This window comes from Paenibacillus pasadenensis (assembly GCF_023715725.1).
Taxonomy (GTDB): domain Bacteria; phylum Bacillota; class Bacilli; order Paenibacillales; family Paenibacillaceae; genus Paenibacillus_O; species Paenibacillus_O pasadenensis_A.
Window position 1 is genome coordinate 21,453 of record NZ_JAMBOT010000009.1, and the last position, 24,421, is coordinate 45,873.

Sequence of the window (24,421 nt, forward strand, 5' to 3'; positions counted from 1 at the left end):
ACTGCTATGAATTAGAATAAGAATAATTACAATCAAGCAGGTATTTGAGGAGGAGTTACACGATGTACAAATCCGTTATTATAGGTACGGGTCCTGCCGGACTGACCGCTGCCATCTATCTTGCCCGCGCCAATCTGAAGCCGCTCATTATTGAAGGGCCAGAGCCAGGCGGCCAGCTTACAACTACAACTGAGGTCGAGAACTTCCCGGGCTTCCCGGAAGGCATTATGGGTCCCGATCTTATGGCTAATATGCGTAAACAAGCGGAGCGCTTTGGCGCGGAATTCCGCACCGGCTGGGTGAACAGCGTTGATATGTCCCAGCGTCCGTTCAAAATCCAGGTGGAAGGACAGGGCGAGCTCGTAGCGGAAACAATTATCATTTCCACGGGAGCATCCGCTCGTTACCTGGGCATCCCAGGCGAAAAAGAAAATGTCGGACGCGGCGTTAGCACTTGCGCCACTTGCGACGGCTTCTTCTTCCGCGGCAAAAAGATCGTTGTTGTCGGCGGCGGCGACTCCGCTATGGAAGAGGCGAACTTCCTGACCCGCTTCGCGACCAATGTTGACCTGGTTCACCGCCGCGATGAGATGCGTGCCTCGAAAATCATGCAGGACCGTGCCCGCGAAAACGAAAAAATTACGTTTGCGCTTAACCGCACTCCGGTTGAGGTTGTTGCCGGACCGCTCGGCGTAACCGGCCTGAAGGTCCGCAACAACGAAACGAGCCAGGAAGAGGTTATTTCGGCGGACGGCATCTTTGTTGCTATCGGCCATACGCCGAATACGAAGTTCCTCGGCGGCCAAGTTGAAACAGACGATCACGGCTATATCGTCGTGAAGCCGGGAACGACAGAAACTTCCGTACCAGGCGTATTCGCTTGCGGCGACGTTCAGGATACGAAGTACCGCCAAGCGATTACCGCTGCAGGAAGCGGCTGCCAAGCAGCGCTTGATTGCGAGAAATACCTTGAGGGCGCTATGGTTCATGACTGGAGCCAGTCCCTCTAAGCCCAATTTGTTAGGCAAACAAGCGTCCCCGTTTCCAGAGCGGCGGACGCTTTTTCTATTAAAAACGCTCTATATGAATGCCGCTGTCAGCAGTAAACCTATGGCGGAAACAAGTTCTTCACAGGATGGGCGGGATGAACCGCCGGGCCGCGTTGTTACCTTGACCAGAACCAAACGTTGCCTTATAGTAGCTTAAGAAAGTTAAACTTAATTATTTGAGGTGGCTATCACATGTCAGAGACGATCTACGTTGGAGCGGATATTGGCGGCACCGCCATTAAAGTAGGAGTATGCAATGCGGTGGGCGATTTGCTTCAGACGTATGAAGGCCCGACCGAGTCCAGCCATGGTGCGGACCGCATTGTCGACAATATTGTGAAGTACGTTCGCCATATTGTTGATGCAACCGGATTCGCCTGGGATCAGGTCGGCGGCGTCGGCGTCGGGATTGCCGGTTTCCTGGACATTCCGAACGGCATCGTGAAGTTCTCCAATAACTTGAATATACGCAATGTTCCTCTGAGACAGCAGCTGGAGGAGAAGCTTGGCGTTACGGTTAAAGTAAATAACGACGCTAACGTTGCTGCGCTTGGAGAAGCTTGGGCAGGAGCTGGCCGCGGCATTCCGAACTGTGTATGTTATACGCTCGGCACCGGTGTTGGCGGAGGCGTTATTATTAACGGCCGCATTTATGAAGGCTTTGGCGGTATGGCGGGAGAACTCGGCCATGTGTCCATCGTGCCTGACCTTGAAGCAATTCAATGCACCTGCGGCATGACCGGCTGCTTGGAGACGGTATCCTCGGCAACGGGAATTATCCGCATGGCTAAGGATGCTGTTGCGCGCGGCGATAAAACAAGCCTGGCGCTCGTACCGGACATTATGGCGAAGGAAGTCATCGACGCGGCAAAAGCCGGCGACGAGGTGGCGGCTCGTATCGTCAACCGCGCGGCATTTTACCTGGGCAAGTCTATGGCGGCAACAGCTGTTATGCTGAATCCGCAGCGCTTTATTATCGGCGGCGGCGTAGCAAAAGCCGGCGACTTCCTGTTTGACCAGATCCGCGAAGTGTTCGCGAAGTACACGCAAGAGCAGGCAAAAGAAGGCGTCGAAATCGTCGCGGCTACGCTTGGCAACAATGCAGGCGTCGTTGGCGCGGCAGGTTTGATTCTGCGTTCCTAGCTTACAGGCGAGTGCGGGGTTAGCTCAGCAGCTGGAGGGGGAATCTTAATGGAAATGAATACGGCACAACTGGTTATCATTACAGGAATGTCGGGGGCCGGCAAGACGCTTGCCGTGCAAAGCCTGGAGGATCTCGGCTTTTTCTGCGTGGACAATCTGCCGCCTGTGCTTATTCCGAAGTTCGCAGAGCTGATCGACGGCTCCAGCGGCAAGATTGCCAAGGTTGCGCTTGTCATCGATTTGCGCGGACGCGAGTTTTTCACCGCTCTGTCGGAATCGCTGGACTATATCCGTTCTCATTTTACAATTCCTTATGAAATTCTGTTTCTGGATGCGACCGATAGCGTATTGGTACGCCGATACAAGGAAAGCCGCCGCCGCCATCCGCTTGCTCCCGAAGGGCTGCCGCTGGATGGCATCGGCATGGAGCGCAGGCTTCTGGAAGAACTGAAAGCGTCGGCCACCCAGGTAATTGATACAAGCAATTTGAAGCCTGCGCAGCTGAAGGAAGCGATTATTTCGCGCTTTACGAACACGCAGCAGGGACAGTTTACCGTCATTGTTACCTCGTTCGGCTTCAAGTACGGCATACCGATTGATGCCGATCTCATTTACGACGTCCGCTTTTTGCCGAACCCGCATTACGTGGATCATCTGCGTCCACGCACAGGCCAGGAGCCGGATGTATATGATTATGTTATGAAGTGGCCGGATACCCAGATGTTTTTAACAAAGCTGCTGGATATGCTGCAGTTTTTGATTCCCCTTTACCGCAAAGAAGGAAAAAGCCAGGTCGTCATCGGCATCGGCTGTACGGGAGGCAAGCATCGCTCCGTAGCCATAGCGGAATATCTCGGGCGAATGCTCGGCAGCAGCGAGACGGAGATTGTCCGGGTGAGCCATCGCGATGCTGACCGTGACCGCCCATAAGGCGGGATGGTAATGGCAAGAAAGAGATACACCGACCAGAAGAACCCGAAGATTGTTGTAATCGGGGGAGGCACGGGACTGTCCGTTATGCTGCGGGGACTTAAGGAGAAGGCGCTCGACATTACGGCCATCGTCACGGTGGCCGATGACGGGGGCAGCTCCGGTGTGCTTCGCAGCGAGCTGCAAATGCCGCCTCCGGGAGATATTCGCAACGTGCTTATCGCACTGGCGGATGTGGAACCGCTGCTGTCGGAAATGCTGCAGTACCGGTTCACCAACGGCACCGGACTGGCAGGACACAGTCTTGGAAACCTGATGCTCGCTGCCATGACGGATATATCCGGGGACTTCGTTACGGGCATCCGTGAGCTGAGCCGGGTACTGGCCGTGCGCGGCACGGTGCTCCCAGCTTCCGATCAGTCGATCGTGCTGAAGGCCGAGCTGGTTGACGGAACGATTGTGGAAGGCGAGTCCAATATTCCGCTGGCGGGGCAGCCGATTAAGAGGGTGTTCATCGAGCCTGCGGATGTGGAGCCGCTTGAAGAGGCTTGTCAAGCAATTCAGGATGCGGATGCAATCTTGATCGGTCCGGGCAGCCTATATACAAGTATTATCCCTAATCTGCTCGTGCCTAAGCTGGCGGATGCGATTGTGCAATCGAATGCGCTTAAAATTTTCATCTGCAACGTCATGACCCAGCCTGGGGAGACGGACGATTATGCGGTTAGCGATCACTTGGAAGCGATTCAGCAGCATATCGGCCATCAGCTGTTTGACTATGTCATCGTTAACGATGGCGAGATTCCTCCTCAAGTGCAAGACCGTTACGCCGAAATGGGTGCCAAGGCAGTGCATCTCGATCTGGATGAGGTTACCCGGCGAGGGTATAAGGTCATCGCCGACCGCCTCGTATTGTTCCGCACTTATTTACGGCATGACGCCGTCAGGCTAAGCCATCATATATACCAGCTGGTTGACAGCTGGATGGACCGGAAGGGGTGAGATGAAGGGATGTCCTTTGCTGCTCAAACGAAAAAAGAATTAACGCTCGTGGAAAATCAGGACGCGTGCTGCGAGCAGGCGGAGCTGTCCTCGCTGATCCGCATGAACGGTTCGGTTCACCTGTCCAGCCGCAAGGTCATCCTGGATATCTCCACCGAAAATGCGGCGATCGCAAGACGCATTTACAGCTTGATTAAAAAGCTGTTTGATGTGCATACCGAGCTGCTCGTCCGCAAAAAAATGCGGCTCAAAAAAAATAATGTCTACATCGTGCGTATTCCGGCCCGCGTACAGGAAATCCTTAAAGAACTGAACATTGTTTCTGAAGGGTTCATGTTCAATCAAGGCATCGATAAAGATATGATCCGTAAGCCCTGCTGTAAAAGGGCCTATATGCGGGGGGCCTTTCTCGCCGGAGGTTCGGTCAACAATCCCGAGGGCTCTTCGTACCATCTGGAAATAGCCTGCATGTATGAGGAGCATTGCTCCGCATTGGTGTCTCTAGCCAACAAGTTCGGGCTTAACGCCCGCTGCATCGAACGCAAAAAAGGCTTCGTCTTTTATATCAAGGAAGGCGAAAAAATCATCGAGCTGCTGAACATTATCGGCGCGCATCAGGCGCTGTTTAAGTTTGAGGATGTGCGCATTATGCGCGATATGCGCAATTCCGTGAACCGAATCGTCAATTGCGAGACGGCAAATCTCAACAAAACGATTGGAGCGGCGGTGCGGCAGATCGACAACATCCGTCTTTTGCAAAAAGAAATCGGCTTGGAGAACTTGCCGGAAAAGCTGCGCGAAGTGGCGGAAATACGCTTGCAGCATCCCGATATGAATCTGAAGGAAGTCGGAGAGATGCTCAAAGGCTCCGTCAGTAAATCAGGTGTTAACCACAGATTGCGCAAAATTGACGAATTGGCCGAAAAAATCCGAGGCAGCTAAACTTTTAACTTCGGATTTACGATGGTATAATGATAACAGTCTTGACTACAGGAAGGGCTCCTTGCGTAGTTCGCAAAGCCCATTAAAGTTGGATGAAACGCGCCTAGTCCGGTAAGGGAGACAGCGATTCTCAGATTGTTGGGAGTTACTCCTCTGCATTCGCATGCGATTTACGTCCCGGCGACGATGAAGCCGTTTTGCGAAGGCGCTTTGCTTGTAATCAATTATATATACGTTAGGGGGTTAACTATTCATGACAAGACAACCCGTAGTCGTGAAGTTGAAGACAGGTCTTCATGCTAGACCAGCCGCGCTCTTCGTTCAGGAAGCCAATAAATTCTCCTCTGAAATTTTCGTCGAGAAGGACGAGAAAAAAGTGAACGCAAAGTCGATTATGGGCATTATGAGCTTGGCCATCAGCTCCGGCACCGAGGTTTACATCAGTGCGGAGGGTTCGGACGCCGAACAGGCTGTAAACGCTTTAGTCTCACTCGTTAGCAAGGAAGAGCTGGAAAACCAGTAATGCAGCAAAACGGTCTTTGTGTCCTTGGGACGCAGGGGCTGTTTTTTTTGTGCGCTCATTCTCGTATATCAAAAACCTTCTAGGGAACAATGGATGGAAATTGCAACCTTTACATACAAGAATCCGTTTACAAGGACAAATAGAAATAAGGAGGCGTCAATAATGAGTGATAGTAAAGGCATGGGCAAATTGGTTCATCGCGGAAAAGTGGTGCTGCTGGCAGTAGGACTGACGGCAGGCTCGCTGCTGGCCTGGAACGGCTTGAGCGGCAGCCCGAATGTTCAACCTGTATATGCGGAGCAGGGAGCGGTTATGGAAAATACGATTGCGGTGCAGGGCGACGGCAAGCTTGCGGTCACTCCGGATATTGCATACATCTCGGCAGGCGTTAATGTAACGGCCAAAACTGCGAAGGAAGCTCAGGCTGCCGCGGCAAAGCGTTATGAGGCGGTTCGTAAAGTATTAACCGAGACGTACAAGCTGACGGACAAGGATCTGAAAACAACCGGATACTACGTACAGCCTCAATACAAATTCTCGGAAAAAGACGGTCAGGTGCTGACGGGCTACTCCGCTGTACATGAGATTCGCATCTCATGGCGCAACATTGAGCAAACCGGCGCGCTGCTCGACAGCCTGGGCACAGCAGGAGCGAACCAAATCGGCGGCGTAACCTTTGATACCGAGAAAAAGGACCAGTACGAAAACGACGCGCTCAAAAAAGCGGTGGAAAACGCCCGCTCCAAAGCCGAAGCTCTTGCGGCTGCAGCAGGACGGACGCTCGGCCCGGTCATTAATATTACGGAAAACGGCGCCCAAGTGCAGCCTGTCTTCCGTCAAGAAATGGCGAAGGAAGCTAACGACGCAGCCGGCACCTCCGTAGAGCCAGGAGAAGTGGACGTTCAGGCGCAGCTGACGGTTGTATTCCAGTTGAAATAAAAGATTCATTATATAGAATTGCCCGGATCCCTGCAGAGGGCCGGGCTTTTTTCATTTCTTTACAGGACCTAAACAAAAAACAGACCAGCTCTCTCCAAGGAGAAAAGCTGGTCCGCTTTAATTTTTACAGCGTCTCAATGACTTTGTCAACGAGGCCGTATTCGCGGGCTTCTTCAGCGCTCATGAAGTAGTCGCGGTCGGTATCCTTCTCGATGCGCTCCAGCGGCTGGCCGGAACGTTCTGCAAGAATATGATTCAGCTTGTCGCGCATCTTCAGGATGCGGCGGGCGCGAATCTCGATATCGCTGGCTTGGCCTTCGGCGCCGCCAAGCGGTTGGTGAATCATCACTTCGCTGTTAGGCAGCGCGTAACGCTTGCCTTTTGTTCCTGCTGTCAGCAGGAAAGCGCCCATCGATGCAGCCATGCCGACGCAAATCGTCGATACGTCCGGCTTAATGAACTGCATCGTGTCGTAAATCGCCATACCGGCTGTAATGGAGCCGCCAGGGCTGTTGATGTAGATGGAAATGTCTTTCTCGGGATCATCTGCTGCGAGGAACAGCAGCTGAGCGATGACGGAGTTCGCTACGACGTCATTGATGCCGGTGCCGAGGAAAATAATGCGATCCTTGAGCAGCCTGGAGTAAATGTCATAAGCGCGTTCTCCGCGGTTGCTTTGCTCGATGACCATAGGCACATAGTTCATATTCAAGTGCAAGTCCCTCCCTTATATCCTTCAATTAGACAGTAGATAGCGGTTTGCTGGCTTTCATTTTAATGGAACTTCTTACGAAAGTCAAATTTGGTCAAAGGGCGCGGGGAACGCTTGAAAAGGCTCCCCATAGCCCATTCTAACCGGCTCGAAGCGGCCTTAAACGAAAGCTGCCACAAAGGTTTCCGGTCTGCTTCTAAATATACAATAAAAAATCGCGTCATCCTTCTGAACGATTCAGAAAAATGCGCGATTGTATGAATTCGGTATGTAATTAGTAAAAGTGGCGCGCCCGCTAGGAATCGAACCTAGATCTCAGGCTCCGGAGGCCTACGTCATATCCATTGGACCACGGGCGCTTGAAAAGCGTAACGTCTAAGATTGTATAACAGCTGGCATTAAAAAGCAACACTAAAGCGGTTTTACTAAACTTTCAATAGAAATAGGCCCAGGTAATCGTTTTCAGCGGGTAAACCTCACTTGCGGGTCTATAAAAGAAGGAGTACAATGAGGTTGTGGGACGTTTATTGAATGGCCGGGACGTTATTCGTCCCGAATCGGGAAGCTTACGAGTGGAGTTGGAGCGCTTATGCGCAGTCTAATTGATTTGCAGAGGCAGCTTGTGCCGGATCTGCTGGAGACGGTGCGTCTGCGGTATTCCATTCTCCATCAGGTGTTGGTCGCGGATATGATCGGCCGCCGCTCGCTAGCCGCATCCCTTGGCATGACGGAACGCGTGCTGCGGGCTGAGACCGACTTTCTGAAGGAACAAGGCTTTCTGGAAATTAACGCCTCAGGCATGCGCGTGAGCCAAAGCGGCCGCCGCCTGCTGGAAGAGATGGAGCCTGTGCTGAGCGGATTGCTCGGTTTGTCCAATCTTGAAGAGCAGCTGCGAAGCCGCTTCGGATTGCGCAAGGTTGTTATCGTGCCGGGTGACTCCGACACGTCAAGCAGCACGAAGCGGGAGCTTGGCCGCGCTGGCGCGGCCGTGCTGCTTGAGCAGCTGCGGGAGGGCGACGTCGTCGCTGTAACCGGAGGCTCAACGCTCGCTCAGGTTGCCTCACATCTTAATTCCCCGGCTCCGCATCCGACTAATCTGTTCGTGCCTGCACGCGGAGGCTTGGGCGAAAGCCTGGAGTATCAGGCCAGCACGATCGTCTCCGCCATGGCGAAGCGGACCGGCGCCCAGTACCGAATGCTTCACGTGCCCGATCATATTAGCGAGGAGGCTTACACAAGCCTCATGCATGAGCCGGGCGTGAAGGAGATTGTCGGCGTCATCCGGAGCGCCCGCATCGTGATTCACGGCATCGGGGACGCGATGACGATGGCGCGGCGCAGACGCGTAGACAACAGCGTCGTAGAGGAACTGAATGCGGAGGGAGCATTAGCCGAAGCATGGGGGTACTATTTTGACCGGGGCGGCTCCGTTGTGCACAAGATGCAGACGGCGGGCATCCGACTGGAGGACATCATGACGACGGAGGTCGTCATCGGCGTCGCCGGCGGACGTTCAAAAGCGGAGGCGATTGCCGCTGTGCTGCGCTTCGGCCACGAGGATGTTCTCGTCACGGACGAGGCGGCAGCACTCGAAATTGCGGCGCAGCCGGAATAGCATCACGCCAATGATGGCGATAATGGTGCAGGGGTTGTTTCCGGCGGTATGCGCCGCAGAAATCAGGATTCATCACAAGCCGCAGGCTCTGCGCCTGTCAGGAGCAGGGCCAAGCGAATTGTTTTGACATAGCAAGCAAGAACGAAATTTAATTTATCAGGAGGTTATCAACAATGGTAAAAGTTGGTATCAACGGATTCGGACGTATCGGACGCAACGTGTTCCGCGCAGCCCTGAACAACAGCGAAGTTCAAATCGTGGCAGTTAACGATCTGACGGACACGAAAACACTGGCTCACCTGCTTAAATACGACACGACTCATGGCGTTCTCGACGCTACGGTTGAAGCAAAAGAAGGCGCGCTGGTTGTGAACGGCCGCGAAATCAAAGTATTTGCAGAGCGCAATCCAGAGAACCTGCCTTGGGCTTCCGTAGGCGCTGAAATCGTTGTTGAGTCCACTGGTATTTTCACGGCTAAAGAAAAAGCTGAGCTTCACCTGAAAGGCGGAGCGAAAAAAGTTATCATCTCCGCTCCAGCTACAAACGAAGATATCACGATCGTTATGGGCGTAAACGAAGACAAATACGACGCTGCTTCCCATACGGTTATCTCCAACGCTTCTTGTACGACGAACTGTCTGGCTCCTTTCGCGAAAGTTCTGAACGACAAGTTCGGCATCGTAAAAGGCATGATGACGACGGTTCATGCTTACACGAACGACCAATCCGTACTGGACGTTCCTCACAAGGACCTGCGCCGCGCTCGCGCTGCTGCAGAAAACATCATTCCTTCCTCCACGGGCGCTGCAAAAGCGGTATCCCTCGTGCTGCCTGAGCTGAAAGGCAAACTGAACGGCATGGCAATGCGCGTTCCTACGAGAAACGTTTCCGTAACGGATCTTGTAGCTGAAGTTAAATCCAACGTAACGGTTGAAGAAGTGAACGCTGCCCTTAAAGAAGCAGCTGAAGGCCCGCTGAAAGGCATCCTTTACTTCTCCGAAGAGCCGCTCGTATCGAGCGACTACAACGGCAACCCTGCTTCCTCCACGGTCGATGGCCTGTCCACGATGGTAGTAGAAGGCAACATGGTTAAAGTCGTTTCCTGGTATGACAACGAGTGGGGCTATTCCAACCGCGTCGTTGACCTCGCAGCTTACATCGCTTCCAAAGGCCTGTAAGGTTTGCGCTTAACTGCATAGACAGCGTTACAGTTAAAGAGGAGAGGCGATCGATCGTTCTCCTCTTTTAACAATGTTTTATCTATAGATACTTAACACCGGGAGGGCGAGCGACTGTGAACAAAAAAAGTGTTCGTGATGTGGAAGTAGCAGGAAAACGCGTATTCGTACGTGTTGACTTTAACGTGCCGATGGAAGACGGAGCGATTACCGACGATACTCGTATCCGCGAGACGCTGCCAACGATTCAATACCTGATCGAAAAAGGCGCGCGCGTCATTCTGGCCGCTCACTTTGGCCGTCCAGGCGGAGAAGTGAAGGAAGAGCTGCGTCTTACGCCTGTTGCGGTTCGCCTGTCGGAGCTGCTGGGCAAGCCGGTTGCCAAAGCCGACGATACGGCTGGTCCTGACGCACAAGCTAAGTCGGCTGCGCTGCAAGACGGCGACGTGCTGCTTGTGGAGAACACGCGCTTCAACGCTGGCGAAGAGAGCAACGATCCGGAGTTCGCAAAACAGCTGGCTTCGCTGGCCGATCTGTACGTGAACGACGCTTTTGGCGCCGCTCACCGCGCTCACGCTTCCACAGAAGGCATCGCGCATCTGCTCCCGGCCGTATCCGGCCTGCTCATGGAGAAAGAGCTGGACGTGCTCAGCAAAGCGCTGAACAATCCAGAGCGTCCGTTTACGGCTATCGTAGGCGGCTCCAAGGTTAAGGACAAAATCGAGGTCATCAACAAAATGATCGAGATTGCTGACAACATCATCATTGGCGGCGGCCTGTCCTACACGTTCTTCAAAGCTCAAGGCAACGAGATCGGACAATCGCTGTGCGACAACTCCAAGCTGGACCTGGCGCTTGAATTCATCGAGAAAGCCAAAAAGCTCGGCAAAAACTTCATGCTTCCGGTTGATATCGTTGTTACCGACGAGTTCAGCAAAAATGCCAATACGAAGATCGTTGACGTAGACGGCATTCCGGCAGATTGGGAAGGCATCGACATCGGACCGAAAACCCGCGAGCTGTATGCAAACGTGATTAAAGAGTCCAAGCTTGTTGTGTGGAACGGACCGATGGGCGTATTCGAAATCGAGCCATTCTCCCATGGCACGCGCGCGGTCGCACAAGCTTGTGCCGAAACTTCCGGTTACACGGTTATCGGCGGCGGCGATTCCGCAGCGGCAGCAGAGAAGTTTGAGCTGGCGGACAAAATGGACCACATTTCCACGGGCGGCGGAGCTTCCCTGGAGTTCATGGAAGGCAAAGCCCTTCCAGGCGTAGTCGCTCTTAACGATAAATAAGCCAAGAGAGGAGATACCATCGTGGCAAGAACACCAATTATTGCAGGCAACTGGAAAATGTTCAAAACCGTTTCCGAGGCTGTATCTTTCTTCAATGAAGTGAAGGGCGGAGCGGAAGTTGAAGGCGTGGAAAGCGTCATCTGCGCTCCATTCACGAGCCTCCCGGCTCTCGTAGAGGCATCCAAAGGCACGACGATTTCCATCGGCGCGCAAAACCTCCACTTCGAGGACAACGGCGCTTTCACCGGCGAAATTTCCGGCGTTATGCTGGCTGATCTCGGCGTGAAATACGTTATCGTTGGCCACTCCGAGCGCCGCGCTTATTTCGGCGAAACGGACGAGATCGTGAACAAAAAGGTCGCCGCTGCTTTCAAGCACGGTCTGACTCCGATCCTCTGCGTAGGCGAAAAGCTGGAAGAACGCGAAGCCGGCGAAACGAAGGACGTTTGCAAAGTGCAAACGGAAGGCGCGCTGAAAGGCCTTAGCGCCGCTCAGGCCGCCGAAGTTGTTATCGCATATGAGCCGATCTGGGCGATCGGAACGGGCAAATCGTCTACGGCTGAAGACGCCGAGGACGTTATCGCATACATCCGCGAGGTTGTGGCGGCTCTATATGATCAAGCTACGGCTGATGCAGTCCGCATTCAATACGGCGGCAGCGTTAAACCTGCTAACGTTAAAGAATACATGGGCCAAGCGAATATCGATGGCGCGCTCGTAGGCGGCGCAAGTCTGGAGCCGGCTTCCTACATCGCCCTGGTCGAGGGGGCTAAGTAAGATGGCAGCTCCAATTGCGCTGATCATTATGGACGGCTTCGGCCTCCGCAATGACATCGTCGGCAATGCGGTCGCGCAAGCGAACAAGCCGAACTACGACCGTTTCATGGCGGAGTATCCCAATACAACGCTGACCGCTTGCGGTGAGGCGGTAGGATTGCCGGAAGGTCAAATGGGCAACTCCGAGGTTGGCCATTTGAACATCGGCGCAGGCCGCATCGTATACCAGGATCTGACCCGCATCACGAAGTCGATTCGCGACGGCGAGTTCTATGACAATGACACGCTGATCGGCGCCGTTCGCCATGCCAAGCTGAACGACAAAAAGCTGCATCTGTACGGGCTTGTCAGCGACGGCGGCGTACACAGCCATATCGCGCATCTGTTCGCGCTGCTTGAGCTTGCCAAAAAGGAAGGGCTGGAGCAAGTATACATCCATGCTTTCCTCGACGGCCGCGACGTAGCGCCGGATAGTGCAGTAGGTTACCTGACGCAGCTGCAGGGCAAGATCGAAGAGCTGGGCATCGGCCGTATCGCGACCGTTCAAGGCCGCTATTACGCGATGGACCGCGACAAACGCTGGGAGCGTGTGGAGAAATCCTATCGCGCCATGGTATATGGCGACGGACCGCAGTATGTGGACCCGATTCAGGCCGTGCGCGAGTCTTACGAGAAGTCCGTATATGATGAGTTCGTCATGCCGACGGTCATCATCGATGCGGATGGCCAGCCTGTGGCGCTCGTAGAATCCGAGGACGCGGTTGTATTTTTCAACTTCCGCCCGGACCGTGCGATTCAGCTGTCCCAAGTGTTTACGAATGAAGATTTCCGCGGCTTCGACCGCGGCGATAAAGCGCCGAAGGATCTGTACTTTGTCTGCCTGACGCTGTTTAGCGAAACGGTAGGCGGCTTCGTTGCGTATAAGCCGAAGAATTTGGACAACACATTCGGAGAGGTGCTTGTGCAGCAAGGCAAAACGCAGCTGCGCATCGCCGAGACGGAAAAATATCCGCATGTGACGTTCTTTTTCAGCGGCGGCCGCGATCAGGAGCTGCCGGGCGAAACTCGGGTGCTCATCAATTCGCCGAAGGTTGCCACATACGACCTCCAGCCAGAGATGAGCGCGTACGAGGTGGCGGATGCCGCCGTTCGTGAAATCAACTCCGACAAACACGACGCGATCATTTTGAACTTCGCCAACCCTGACATGGTCGGCCACTCCGGCATGCTGGAGCCGACGATCAAAGCGGTTGAAGCGACGGACGAGTGTATGGGCCGCGTTGTAGACGCTGTGCTTGCCAAAGGCGGCGTTGTGCTCATCACGGCGGACCACGGCAACGCTGATATGGTTATCGGCCCGGACGGACGTCCTTTTACGGCTCATACGACGAACCCGGTTCCGCTCATCGTGACGCAAAAAGGAATTTCGCTGCGTGAAGGCGGCATTTTGGCTGACATCGCACCGACGCTGATGGACCTGATGGGTCTGGCGAAGCCGGTTGAGATGACAGGCCAGTCGCTGATCGTTAAGGCGTAAACATCGGCCAACAGGCTTTTTGATGACCGCCCTCGGGCGGATGATCGGTTATGCGGCAGACAGGCTCGTACCGGAGCCCGCCTGCTGTTATACTGATAAAGATGTTTGTCCCACGCAGTCGGGTTAGACTGCCTAATTATCCAACTACGAACAAGGAGTGTTGAACCTATGTCTATTATCGTTGACGTATACGCACGCGAAGTGCTTGACTCCCGCGGCAACCCGACGGTTGAAGTTGAAGTATCCCTGGAGTCCGGCGGCAAAGGCCGCGCTATCGTTCCTTCCGGCGCATCCACTGGCGCTTACGAAGCGGTAGAGCTTCGTGACGGCGACAAAGGCCGTTACCTCGGCAAAGGCGTTCTGAAAGCCGTTGATAACGTGAACACGCTGATCGCTCCGGAAATCATCGGCCTCGACGCGCTGGATCAAGTGCTGATCGACCGTAAAATGATCGAGCTGGACGGCACGCACAACAAAGGCAAACTCGGCGCAAACGCGATCCTCGCTGTTTCGATGGCTGTAGCCCGCGCTGCTGCTGACGCTCTCGACGTGCCTCTTTACACGTACCTGGGCGGATTCAACGCTAAAGTGCTGCCAGTTCCAATGATGAACATCATCAACGGCGGCGAGCATGCCGACAACAACGTTGACGTGCAAGAGTTCATGGTTTTGCCGGTTGGCGCTGAAAGCTTCAAGGAAGCTCTGCGCATCGGCGCGGAAATTTTCCACAACCTGAAATCCGTTCTGAAAGACAAAGGCCTGAACACGGCTGTTGGCGACGAAGGCGGCTTTGCTCCTAACCTTTCTTCCAACGAAGAAGCGATCACGACGATCATCTCCGCAATCGAGCGCGCTGGCTACAAGCCGGGCGTAGACGTATTCCTGGGCATGGACGTTGCTTCCACCGAGTTCTACAAAGATGGCAAATACCATCTTACGGGCGAAGGCAAATCCTATACTTCCGCTGAATTTGTCGACCTGCTTGCAAGCTGGGCGGACAAATACCCGATCATCACGATCGAAGACGGCTGCTCCGAAGACGACTGGGATGGCTGGAAGCTGCTTACCGACAAGCTGGGCGGCAAAGTGCAGCTCGTTGGCGACGACCTGTTCGTAACGAACACCGAGCGTCTGTCCGACGGTATCGACAAAGGCGTAGGCAACTCCATCCTCGTTAAAGTAAACCAAATCGGTTCCCTGACGGAAACGTTCGACGCCATCGAAATGGCAAAACGCGCTGGCTACACGGCTGTTATCTCCCACCGCTCCGGCGAGTCCGAGGACAGCACGATTGCCGACATCGCTGTTGCAACAAACGCCGGCCAAATCAAAACGGGCGCTCCTTCCCGTACGGACCGGGTTGCGAAGTACAACCAATTGCTTCGCATCGAGGACCAGCTCGGCTCCACGGCTCAATACGCCGGCCGCAGCGCGTTCTACAACCTCAAAAACTTCAAGAAGTAATGGTTTAAATGTCCTGTCCGCTTTTGCGGGCGGGACTTTTTTATACACACACAAATATTTAAAAGCTGGTAAAAAGAGCGGAGCCAAAGGTCGAGCCCGTAGAAGCGTCAGCGTTCGCCTTTAACGTCGGATTTCAACCCCTTTGGGAGGTTGAGTTCGAAGAAATCCGAGGTTAACAGCGATCGGAGGGCCGACCTTTGGCGCAGCGGGACTTTTTAGCCAGTCTTTTAAAAGACAAAATAGCAAACAAAAGCTGCAAAAACAGACATGGCAAGCGCTATCAATGGAACGCTATACTAAGAGGCGTTAAGAGACGAGCAGGAGAGCGTCAACCGAACCTAACCAATCCGAACAGGCGGTGTTCAAGCATGGCTAAACCTCAAGTTGGACTGCAGCTTTACACGCTTCGCGATCAGACGGAAAAAGACTTTCTGGGCACAATCAGCAAGGTAGCCGATATGGGCTACAACTACGTCGAATTCGCCGGTTATTTTAATACTAGCCCGGAGGATCTCAACAAGGTGCTGCAGGAAACAGGCATCAAGGCCGTTTCCGCCCATGTGGGGCTTAATTTCAACAACCCGGAGAAAATGCAGCAGGATCTGGCGGAGCAGATCGAATACGCTAAGGCGATCGGGCTGAAATACCTCATCACGCCATGGGCTCCGCTTCCGGAAAATCCGGAGCTGTCCGATGTGGAAAGCCTTGTCGCTACGCTGCAAAAAGCGGCCAAACAGGTGAAGGAAGCCGGTCTGACGTACGGCTACCATAACCATGACTTTGAGTTCAAAAAGGTGGACGGCAAGCCTGTCATCGACCATCTGCTGGAGCTCATCCCGGCAGAAGATATGATTATGGAATTCGACCTGGGCTGGGTTCATATGGGCGGACAATCTCCGGCCGAATATGTGAAACGGTACGCGGGACGTACGCCGATTGCCCATCTGAAGGACTTCGGCGACGGCCGCCGCGACACAGAGGTCGGCAGCGGCTCGGTCGATTTTGACACCGTCTTCTCCATCGCCGAGGATGCGGGCATCGAGTACTTTATCGTGGAGCAGGAGGAATTTGCGAAGTCCTCTCTGGAAAGCGCCAAGCTGAGCCTCGATTATCTGCGCTCCAAAGGGTATTAAAAACCTGCAGGCCGGCGGATAGAAGCTTGTCGGCTGGTGTAAATCGACCTGCTGCTTGTAGTCACGCGGTGCAGGTTACTGTACTTTGGCTTGAAAGGACTGGCAGAGGCCGGTCCTTTTTGCGTTTAGCGGGAACTAGTCATTTAAGTTGGCGGTGAAAAAGTGATCGGAGGTCCGAGCTTTGGCGCAGCAAGTATTGTTCACCTGTCATGGAATGCTTGTTTCCGTCGAGGCGCGTATGATATAATGAAATCGCTGTTTATGATGCGGTTTTGCCCATGCATGCCGCTTGCTGGCTGCAGGAGACGGCCTGCATGTGCAAAACTCATAACGGCTGGCAGCCGGGAGGCTGTACGAAGGCTGGGAGGTAACCAAGCATGGATCTTTTCCTGAAAATTGTGCTCGTCATTTTTTCCGTTGGTCTGATTGCGGTTGTTCTGCTGCAAAAAGGTAAAAGTGCCGGTCTTGCTGGAGCAATCTCCGGCGGCGCAGAGCATCTGTTCGGCAAACAAAAAGCACGCGGCCTGGACCTGTTTCTACAGCGTCTGACCATCGGCCTGGCAGCTGGATTTTTCATCGTAGCGCTCCTGGTCGCTTACCTGAAATAGCACGGATGAAGCATTGACGAAGCGGGGGAATCCCCGCTTTTTCTTTTTATTCTGAGGAGACAACGGTTGATGAGGCCTGATTTCGTGTATACTACATAGGAGATAGAAGTGGCTGGAACTGCCAGTTCAGGACGGTACGGCACGAGGTGAGAAGGAGAACATGACCATCGAACAACAATCACTGCTCGACTTGATGAACCAGCCGGCGTACAAGCCGATGACGTATCAAGAGTTGGAAAGGCAGCTCGGTATTAACAACGCCTCTGATTTTAAAGCCTTTTTGAAGCTGCTCAATGAGCTGGAGGAAAAAGGTGCGATTCTCCGCAGCGAGTCCGGCGCATATGGCCTGCCGCAGCACATGAATCTGCTCAAGGGCAGACTGCAGGTGCATGCCAAAGGTTTTGCTTTTCTGCTGCCTGAGGACAAGGCTCATCCCGATGTGTACATCGGCGCCAATGACCTGAACACCGGTATGAACGGTGACACGGTACTGGTGCGCGTTACGACGCGCGGGCCAGGCGGCGGCCGCATGGAAGGCGAGGTTGTACGGATCGCAGAACGCGCCGTCAAACAGCTCGTCGGCACATTTGAGAGCCATGAAAGCTTCGGTTTTGTTTCCCCGGACGACAAACGCATTAACCGGGACATTTTCATCCCGCAGGGTTCGTTCGGCGGTGCGGTTACCGGCATGAAGGTTGTTGCCAATATTACGAATTATCCAGAGGGCCGTTCGGCCGCTCAAGGCGAAATTATCGAAGTGCTTGGCCACAAAAACGATCCCGGCGTCGACATTTTGTCCATTATCCGCAAGCATCAGCTGCCGGAAAGCTTCCCTGATGAAGTGATGGACGAAGCCGAGGCAGCGCCCGACTCCATTACGGAGGAGGAAATTGTCAGCCAGGGACGGCGCGATCTGCGCGACAAAACGATCGTCACGATTGACGGCGAAGACGCAAAGGATCTGGACGATGCGGTTAATATTGAGCGCCTGCCTAACGGCAACTACTTGCTCGGCGTTCATATCGCGGATGTCAGCTATTATGTGCGCGAACGCTCTGCATTGGATCAAGAGGCGTACCGCCGCGGGACAAGCGTATATTTGACAGACCGGGTCATTCCGATGCTGCCGCACCGTCTGTCCAACGGAATTTGCTCGCTGCATCCGAAGGTAGACCGGCTGACGATGAGCTGTGAAATGGAGTTCGATGCAGCTACGCTGAAGCGGGTCCGGCACGATGTTTTCACGAGTGTTATTCGTTCCAAGGAGCGGATGTCGTACACAAATGTGCGTAAAATTCTTACGCCGGACGAGCCGGAGGAGCTTGATGCGGAGCTGACGGCGCAGGCTCAACCGGAGGGAGAAGCTCCGTTAACAAGCGGCGACTGGAGTCCTGTCTCTGTTGACGAAGCGGAGTTTGATCCGAGCCTCAGCGTTCCTGCTGAAAAGCTTCCTCCCGGCGGAATGGGTACAATCGTTGCCGATGATGATGGCGGCGTGCCGCGTCATTTTGGCGAGGAGGACGAGCTGCTTCCATCAGAGGAAGGAACGGCATCCGAGCCTCTTCCTATCGACGAAGTGGAGTCCGAAGACGATTCTGTTACCCGGCCGGAAAGGCTGCAAAGCCCTTCCGACATGGGCCTCATCATTCCAGGCGGCGACGCCGGCATTCCCGGAGAGAACACCGACGAGGAATTTGCGAAGGACGACAAAGGTTTTTATGAAGGAAGCTCCGAAACGAATGAAGCTCCGGCGGCCGAACAGGGCCGCTCCGGCTCGACCAACCCTTGGCTGGCGCAGGAAGCTCAGCCGGTCGTCAACAACAAACGCGGCGGCCGCAAAGGCGAGAAGCTTCGCGCCCGGCAGGAGGATTTTGACCAACTGGACGCTTTTGCAGCCTCCGGGGAGTCGGATCGTCCTGTTGAAACAGCCGCAGAGCGGGCAGTACGCGAAGCAGCTGAACGGGAGGAACGCGCGGCGCGCCGTGCGGAGAAAGCCGAGCTGCTGGAGCGTTACGCTGAGCTAGTGCCTACCTTCCAGCTGATGGAGGAGCTTGCAATGAAGCTTCGCCGCCAGCGCATGAAGCGCGGCGCGATTGATTTTGACTTCCAGGAGTCTAAAATCATCGTTGACGAGGAAGGCAAACCGATTGATATCGTCAAGCGCGAGCGTTCGATCGCCGAGATGATTATCGAGGAGTTCATGCTTGCCGCTAACGAAACGGTGTCGGAGCATTTTTACTGGCTGAAGGTGCCGTTCCTTTACCGGATTCATGAGAATCCGGACGGGGAAAAGCTGATGACCTTTATCCAGATCGCCTCCAACTTCGGTTATGGCGTGAAAGGCAAAAACAACACGGTCCATCCCAAGGCGCTGCAATCGCTGCTGGAGGAGATTAAGGGCACCAAAGAGGAAACAGTGCTTTCCACCATGATGCTCCGCTCCATGAAGCAGGCGCGTTACGACGCCCAAAGCCTTGGCCACTATGGCTTGGCTGCGGAGTATTACAGCCACTTCACCTCTCCGATCCGGCGTTATCCCGATCTGGTTATTCATCGGGTCATTCGAGAGGTGCTTGAAAACGGCGGTATGCTTAGCGAAGCGCGGATTGAGTCGCTTGCGGCCCGCATGCCGGACATTGCCCAGCAATCGTCGGAACGCGAACGGGTAGCGGTAGACGCCGAGCGGGATACGGATCAGCTTAAAAAATGCGAGTTTATGCTCGATAAAGTAGGAGAAGAGTTCACGGGCATCATCAGCAGCGTGACCGGCTTCGGAATTTTCGTGGAGCTGCCGAACACGGTAGAAGGTCTTATTCGGCTGAGCAGCCTGAGCGACGACTACTACCACTTTGACGATCAGCAGATGATCCTCATCGGTGAGCGCACCTCCAACATGTATCGCATCGGGGACGAGGTGAAAGTGCGCGTGGAGCGGGTAGATATGGATGAGCATCAGATTGACTTCGCGATGGTCGAAGGAGGTTCTCGCGGAGCAGCCCAAAGGGGCGGAGCGCGCGGGAACCGCGGAGGGCGCGGAGCCAAAGGGCGCCGCGGCAAGGATGCCGCGGCCGGCCGGAACGGCGGCAGCGGGCAAGGCGGCGCAGCCGCCGGGCGCGCTGGCGCAGGCGGCAGGCCTGCCGCGCAGAGCGGCGGGCCGGCGGCTGCGCCGGCGAGCGGCGCGCGGCCGGGAGCGCAGCGCGGACGCGGGGCCGGCGAAGCCGGCAGCCGCGGCCCGGGCGCAGCCGGGCGCGGTCAGCGTGGGGGCGGCGGCGGTAGAGGCCGCCGCGACAGCGGCTTTGGCCCTAACGGCTGGCGCGGCAGCATGCCGGAGGACATCCCGAATGTACGGGATGACAATCCGTGGAGCATGCGAGAAGGCGGCAAAGTAGAAAGCACGAAGCGTACCGACATGTGGGGTCTGCCGGTTCCTCCGGCCAGCATGGGCAATCGCGCTGGCGGCCGTCCAGGCGGAGCGCCTGGCGATCGCAACCGCAGCCGCGGCGCAGCTCCTGAGGGAGCGCCGCGCGGCAATGGCCGTGGCAAAGGCGCCCGCGGGCCGTCCATCAGCGGCGCTGCAGCAGCTCCGGCAGATAACAATGCCGGCGCAAGCGCACCGCAGCAGCAGCAGGAGCAAACCTCCAGCGGCGCTAAGAGCAAGCGCAAACGCCGCAAAGGCAGCAGCACCGCGCCTTCGATTCGCGAAGTTACGCGTGCTGACATTGCCGATCTGTTCCGCGATATGGACGCGGAATCGCGCGCTTCCGTCACTCCGTCGGAAGCGGCACCGGAGGGCGGCGGCGGCTCCAAGCGCAGCCGTTCCCGCCGTAAGAAGAACAAAGGCGGCGCGGCAGGCGCTCCGCCGGTGAGCGGAGGAGACGCTGGCGTGAACAGCAGCGCTCCGCGCCAAAGCAATCCTGGCGGCGAAGGTGCCGAATAAGCTTTGGAAGTTTACTTTTGTTAAGCGGCTGTGATAGCCGTTTACCTTTACAAGACAGGGATTGCCATTGGCAGTCCCTGTTTCATTACTTAAATGCGATTTGGCGAAGAGGATACATTTCCATTACAATGGAAGAAGATTCAAAGTCGAACATAATGTAGATGTTCAGCTTTATGAAAGGGGCGAATGCCATGGCCAAAAACAAAGACCAGTCTCAAAAACCGCTCGCCCAGAACAAAAAAGCGTCCCACGATTATTTTATCGAGGAGACGTATGAAGCCGGTATGGTGCTGATGGGCACCGAGATCAAGTCGCTGCGTACGGGACGCGCAAACCTGAATGATTCGTTTGCAACCGTTCGTAATGGCGAGATCTTTTTGCACAATCTGCATATTAGTCCTTTCGAACAGGGCAATCGCCATAACCCGACCGATCCAACGCGCGCGCGTAAGCTGCTGCTGCACAAATCGCAGATTGCCAAGCTCTTCGGCCAGTCCAAGCAGGAAGGCTACTCCATCGTTCCGTTGAAGATTTATGTGCGCAACGGATATGCGAAGATTCTCATTGGGCTCGGCAAAGGTAAAAAGCAATACGACAAACGCGAGTCGGCCGCGAAAAAGGATGCGCAAAGAGATATCCAGCGTGCGCTTCGCGAAAAGCAAAAGGTGGCTCGTTAAGAGCCGAAATGCAGGGCTTATAGGCATGACCTGGTAATGCTTAATAACACTTTCCGTTTTGACCAAAAGGCATCATGAGATCCAATCATTGCTTCGCAATTGCCCGGCAAGATGTGTTATACTAGGTACATCAAACGTTACGTTGGCTTTTGAATTGCAATGCTGTGCGGAATGCTCGTCACAGTCCTTGCGCTTCGGACCGCCGCGCGGCTGCTGCAGCTTAGGTGTATGCGCCGGCAGGACGGATCCTTTCGGGGGCGTTTATGGATTCGACGGGGGTAGTTCGAGCATGGGTTGCGGGTAGTGGGGACGCGTCCGCTTTATCAACGCTAAAGCCTATTAAATGGCAACCAACGTACAACTTTAGCAGCAGCCTAAGAAACTGTATGCTAAGCTCCTCTCCAGCATCGCCTATGTGCCGGATGTAGGGGCTCACCCTTAGTAGGCTACGCTGTCGCATCTCCGCCTGGGGTGTGCTGAAGAAGACAATCAGGCTGACCTGTAGGATAGCCGGTTACGGGGCGCTCTTGCAGGTGACATCAAATCTGTGACTACACCCGTAGATGCCTGTGTGCCGTTGCCTTCGGACAGGGGTTCAAATCCCCTCGCCTCCATATGGTACAGTAGAAAAAGCGACCATCCGGTCGCTTTTTTTGCATGCTCATAATTAAAAAGGCAGTAAACCGCTCAAACTCAAGGAGCTACTGGAGATGATGCCGATGCCAGCTCCCGCTTCTACTCAGACTCCAGCACACGCCACTCACACTCACAGTCACCGCTCCTCCTGCAAAGCGCGATACACTTTAGCCAGCCCTTTTTCAATCACCTTACGTTCTTCCTCGTCCAAGACGCTGAGAAAATAATTCGATATCCCGTCCGCATACGTTGGCCATGTGGCGAGAAAGGCCTTTTTACCTTCCCGTGTCAAAATGGCAAAAGCTCCCCGCCGATCTTCCTCCGTTCTTTCTCTGGTTACGAATCCTTCACGTTCCAGTCGTTCGACAACACGTGTCAGACCGCTGCGGGTTATGACCACTTTTTTAGCCAGGTCGGTCATTCGGAGCTTTTTGTCCGGGGATTGATACAAGGCGACCAATACGTCGTATGTCGTCAACGGAATTTTCCGCTGCTCGGATAAATCCTTTTCAATTCGCTCAATTACGGCTGCATGTGCATTCACAAACGCACGCCAAACGGACAACTGTTCTTCCTCTAGTCCATTCATAAAGTAAAGCCTCCCGATCTTCGTTAAATCAAGCATACTTGAATTTTTGTTGACTGCGCAAGTAGTTCGTGTTAATTTGATTGCGTAGGAAATAGTTGCTTGAACAATTATGTAGTGAGGAGGAACATTTTTGAACGGTTTGTTATTCGGACTTTTTTCGGCTTTTTCGTTTGGCACAGCTGACTTTTTTGCGGGTAGAGCAAGCAAAAATACAGGGGTTTTTTCGACCCTTTTTTACATGCAGGTCGTTGGCTTGATCTTTCTGACCTTAGCGGTGACTTGGTATGGGCAGTGGCATAACTTGAGTTCTATTCCGCATATAGCGGCAGCCGGCTTGTGGATGGCACTGGATCTAATCGGTATTCTGTTTCTTTATCAAGGTCTGGTTTCCGGCAAGTCCTCCGTTGTAGTCACGATTGCATCCAGTTTCTCGGTCTTCACCGTTGTTCTGGCCTTTGCATTTGGAGAGCAGCTAAGCGCAGTAAAACTGGCAGCGATTGGACTGACGTTAATCGGCATTGTGCTTACAACCTTGGTTTTGTCCAAAAGAGGGGAGCGTAAATCCGGCCGAAAGCTGGAGAGCGGAGTGGTCTGGGCGATTTTGGCTGCTCTGTTTCTCGGTACGGCGTTTTTTGGGCTGCGCTATCCGCATGAGGCGTTAGGCGGTCTGGTAACCGTTTGGATCGGTCGCATGCAAGCCGTGATATTGCTCCCTGTTGTGTATGCCTGTTTCAAGAAGCGTGTAGTTCTTCCGGATAAAAAGAACGCAGGTTTGGTCGTCATCGTGGGTATTCTTGACGCACTAGCGCTTGTTTGTTACAACCTTGGACTTGGCTTGGAGGACACCTCTATTGTCATTACCGCAACTTCCTTGTTTGCTGTTGTGACTCTGCTTTGGAGCGTGTTTGTCGGCGGTGAAAAACCTGCATGGAATCAGTGGGCGGGAATAGGTTGTACGTGCATAGGGATTTTTTTGATTTCTCAACTTTAAAAAAATTAGACCTAGAGGTGATTCGGTTTGAAATCGCTCCTGTATATTACAGCGAATCCGAAGAGTGAGGCAAATTCGACTAGTTTAACCGTGGGCCGCAGTTTAATAAACGAATATGTTGCCATACATTCTAATGCACCTGTTACCGAAATTGATGTTTACCGGCAGCATATTCCGCTCGTAGACGAACACTTTTTATCTGCACGGCAAAAAATCTCTTCCGGAGTAGAGCCGGTCGTGCTTCTCCCTAAGGAAAAAGACATTACAGACCAAATTCATCAACTAACCTCACAGTTCATAGAAGCGGACGTATACGTTTTTGCCTTCCCTTTATGGAATTTCGGCGTTCCTCCTCTCTTGAAGGCCTATGTGGACACCATCAAAGTTGCACGCAAAACGTTTCGTTACACACCGGATGGCCCGGAAGGGCTTTTGGAAAATAAAACAGCCGTTCTTATCCAATCAAGCGGAGATGTGTATTCATATGGGCCGTTAAAAGAATTTGAGCATGGCAGCAGATATTTAACTTCCGTCTTATCCTTCATCGGCGTGGACCGGATCGAAACGATCTATATGGAGGGGATGGATAAAAACAAGGACGAAGCTCAGGAGAAAAAACATCAAGCCGTCACGAGAGCTGTTGAGCTGGCTTGGGCGCTTTAATTTTGCGACCTCTTCAAGCAGTCACACGGACTGGGTTTTTCTCCCTGTTAAAGTTAAACTAATTATAAGGAGGAGAAT

At 54.0% G+C, this 24,421-nt stretch carries 21 protein-coding genes, 1 tRNA gene and 1 other RNA gene; 20 read left to right on the top strand and 3 right to left on the bottom strand.

The window, feature by feature from the left end:
* Positions 1–62 precede the first annotated feature (62 nt).
* The 7 genes from trxB to M3223_RS18395 all read left to right on the top strand — a co-directional run bounded on the left by trxB (position 63) and on the right by M3223_RS18395 (position 6,528).
* Positions 63–1,010, top strand: coding sequence for a thioredoxin-disulfide reductase (gene trxB, locus M3223_RS18365; RefSeq protein ID WP_251564243.1), 948 nt, complete (start codon positions 63–65; stop codon positions 1,008–1,010).
* 231 nt (positions 1,011–1,241) lie between these two features.
* Entirely contained in the window at positions 1,242–2,192 is a 951-nt protein-coding gene (locus M3223_RS18370) for an ROK family glucokinase (protein ID WP_251564245.1), read from the top strand.
* A 48-nt stretch (positions 2,193–2,240) separates the two neighbouring features.
* Positions 2,241–3,122: an RNase adapter RapZ gene (gene rapZ, locus M3223_RS18375; RefSeq protein ID WP_435368028.1), complete on the top strand. Its 882-nt coding sequence runs from the start codon at positions 2,241–2,243 to the stop codon at positions 3,120–3,122.
* Between the two features lie 12 nt (positions 3,123–3,134).
* Positions 3,135–4,124, top strand: a complete 990-nt coding sequence (locus M3223_RS18380) for a gluconeogenesis factor YvcK family protein (RefSeq protein WP_251564247.1) — start codon at positions 3,135–3,137, stop codon at positions 4,122–4,124.
* A gap of 9 nt (positions 4,125–4,133) precedes the next feature.
* Positions 4,134–5,066, top strand: a complete 933-nt coding sequence (gene whiA / locus M3223_RS18385) for a DNA-binding protein WhiA (protein WP_251564250.1) — start codon at positions 4,134–4,136, stop codon at positions 5,064–5,066.
* Positions 5,067–5,319: 253 nt separating this feature from the next.
* Positions 5,320–5,589, top strand: a complete 270-nt coding sequence (locus tag M3223_RS18390; protein WP_251564252.1) for an HPr family phosphocarrier protein — start codon at positions 5,320–5,322, stop codon at positions 5,587–5,589.
* Positions 5,590–5,751: 162 nt separating this feature from the next.
* Complete coding sequence (locus tag M3223_RS18395; RefSeq protein ID WP_251564254.1) at positions 5,752–6,528, top strand: SIMPL domain-containing protein; 777 nt, start codon at positions 5,752–5,754, stop codon at positions 6,526–6,528.
* A gap of 124 nt (positions 6,529–6,652) precedes the next feature.
* Here the strand turns inward: M3223_RS18395 and clpP are convergent, their stop codons facing one another.
* A complete protein-coding gene (gene clpP, locus M3223_RS18400; protein ID WP_251564467.1) occupies positions 6,653–7,234 on the bottom strand; it encodes an ATP-dependent Clp endopeptidase proteolytic subunit ClpP in 582 nt (193 codons plus the stop codon).
* Positions 7,235–7,524: 290 nt separating this feature from the next.
* Positions 7,525–7,599: transfer RNA gene (locus M3223_RS18405), tRNA-Arg, on the bottom strand.
* Between the two features lie 230 nt (positions 7,600–7,829).
* Between M3223_RS18405 and M3223_RS18410 the strand changes: the two genes are divergently transcribed.
* From M3223_RS18410 to ssrA, 11 genes are all read left to right on the top strand, one after another.
* On the top strand, positions 7,830–8,855 hold the full coding sequence (locus tag M3223_RS18410) for a sugar-binding transcriptional regulator (RefSeq protein WP_251564256.1): 1,026 nt from the start codon (positions 7,830–7,832) through the stop codon (positions 8,853–8,855).
* A 173-nt stretch (positions 8,856–9,028) separates the two neighbouring features.
* Positions 9,029–10,033, top strand: a complete 1,005-nt coding sequence (gap, locus tag M3223_RS18415; RefSeq protein ID WP_251564259.1) for a type I glyceraldehyde-3-phosphate dehydrogenase — start codon at positions 9,029–9,031, stop codon at positions 10,031–10,033.
* Positions 10,034–10,149: 116 nt separating this feature from the next.
* On the top strand, positions 10,150–11,331 hold the full coding sequence (locus tag M3223_RS18420; RefSeq protein WP_251564262.1) for a phosphoglycerate kinase: 1,182 nt from the start codon (positions 10,150–10,152) through the stop codon (positions 11,329–11,331).
* 57 nt (positions 11,332–11,388) lie between these two features.
* On the top strand, positions 11,389–12,108 hold the full coding sequence (gene tpiA / locus M3223_RS18425) for a triose-phosphate isomerase (protein ID WP_435368029.1): 720 nt from the start codon (positions 11,389–11,391) through the stop codon (positions 12,106–12,108).
* 1 nt (position 12,109) lies between these two features.
* Entirely contained in the window at positions 12,110–13,645 is a 1,536-nt protein-coding gene (gpmI, locus tag M3223_RS18430; protein WP_251564267.1) for a 2,3-bisphosphoglycerate-independent phosphoglycerate mutase, read from the top strand.
* A gap of 168 nt (positions 13,646–13,813) precedes the next feature.
* A complete protein-coding gene (gene eno, locus M3223_RS18435) occupies positions 13,814–15,109 on the top strand; it encodes a phosphopyruvate hydratase (RefSeq protein WP_251564269.1) in 1,296 nt (431 codons plus the stop codon).
* Positions 15,110–15,477: 368 nt separating this feature from the next.
* Entirely contained in the window at positions 15,478–16,242 is a 765-nt protein-coding gene (locus M3223_RS18440) for a sugar phosphate isomerase/epimerase family protein (RefSeq protein WP_251564271.1), read from the top strand.
* Positions 16,243–16,619: 377 nt separating this feature from the next.
* Entirely contained in the window at positions 16,620–16,850 is a 231-nt protein-coding gene (secG, locus tag M3223_RS18445) for a preprotein translocase subunit SecG (RefSeq protein WP_251564274.1), read from the top strand.
* Positions 16,851–17,010: 160 nt separating this feature from the next.
* Entirely contained in the window at positions 17,011–20,787 is a 3,777-nt protein-coding gene (locus tag M3223_RS18450) for a VacB/RNase II family 3'-5' exoribonuclease (RefSeq protein ID WP_251564275.1), read from the top strand.
* Between the two features lie 191 nt (positions 20,788–20,978).
* Positions 20,979–21,464 carry an SsrA-binding protein SmpB gene (gene smpB / locus M3223_RS18455; protein ID WP_251564277.1) on the top strand — a complete coding sequence of 162 codons (486 nt, stop codon included), beginning with the start codon at positions 20,979–20,981 and terminating at the stop codon, positions 21,462–21,464.
* Positions 21,465–21,717: 253 nt separating this feature from the next.
* Positions 21,718–22,081: a transfer-messenger RNA gene (gene ssrA, locus M3223_RS18460) on the top strand.
* Between the two features lie 155 nt (positions 22,082–22,236).
* On the opposite strand, the gene M3223_RS18465 is transcribed toward ssrA, so the two are convergent.
* Positions 22,237–22,689, bottom strand: coding sequence for a MarR family winged helix-turn-helix transcriptional regulator (locus M3223_RS18465; RefSeq protein WP_251564280.1), 453 nt, complete (start codon positions 22,687–22,689; stop codon positions 22,237–22,239).
* A gap of 130 nt (positions 22,690–22,819) precedes the next feature.
* On the opposite strand from M3223_RS18465, the gene M3223_RS18470 reads away from it, so the two are divergent.
* Positions 22,820–23,680 (top strand): DMT family transporter, encoded by an 861-nt coding sequence (locus tag M3223_RS18470; protein ID WP_251564281.1) that lies wholly within the window; start codon positions 22,820–22,822, stop codon positions 23,678–23,680.
* Between the two features lie 27 nt (positions 23,681–23,707).
* Positions 23,708–24,343, top strand: a complete 636-nt coding sequence (locus M3223_RS18475) for an FMN-dependent NADH-azoreductase (RefSeq protein ID WP_251564283.1) — start codon at positions 23,708–23,710, stop codon at positions 24,341–24,343.
* Positions 24,344–24,421 lie beyond the last annotated feature (78 nt).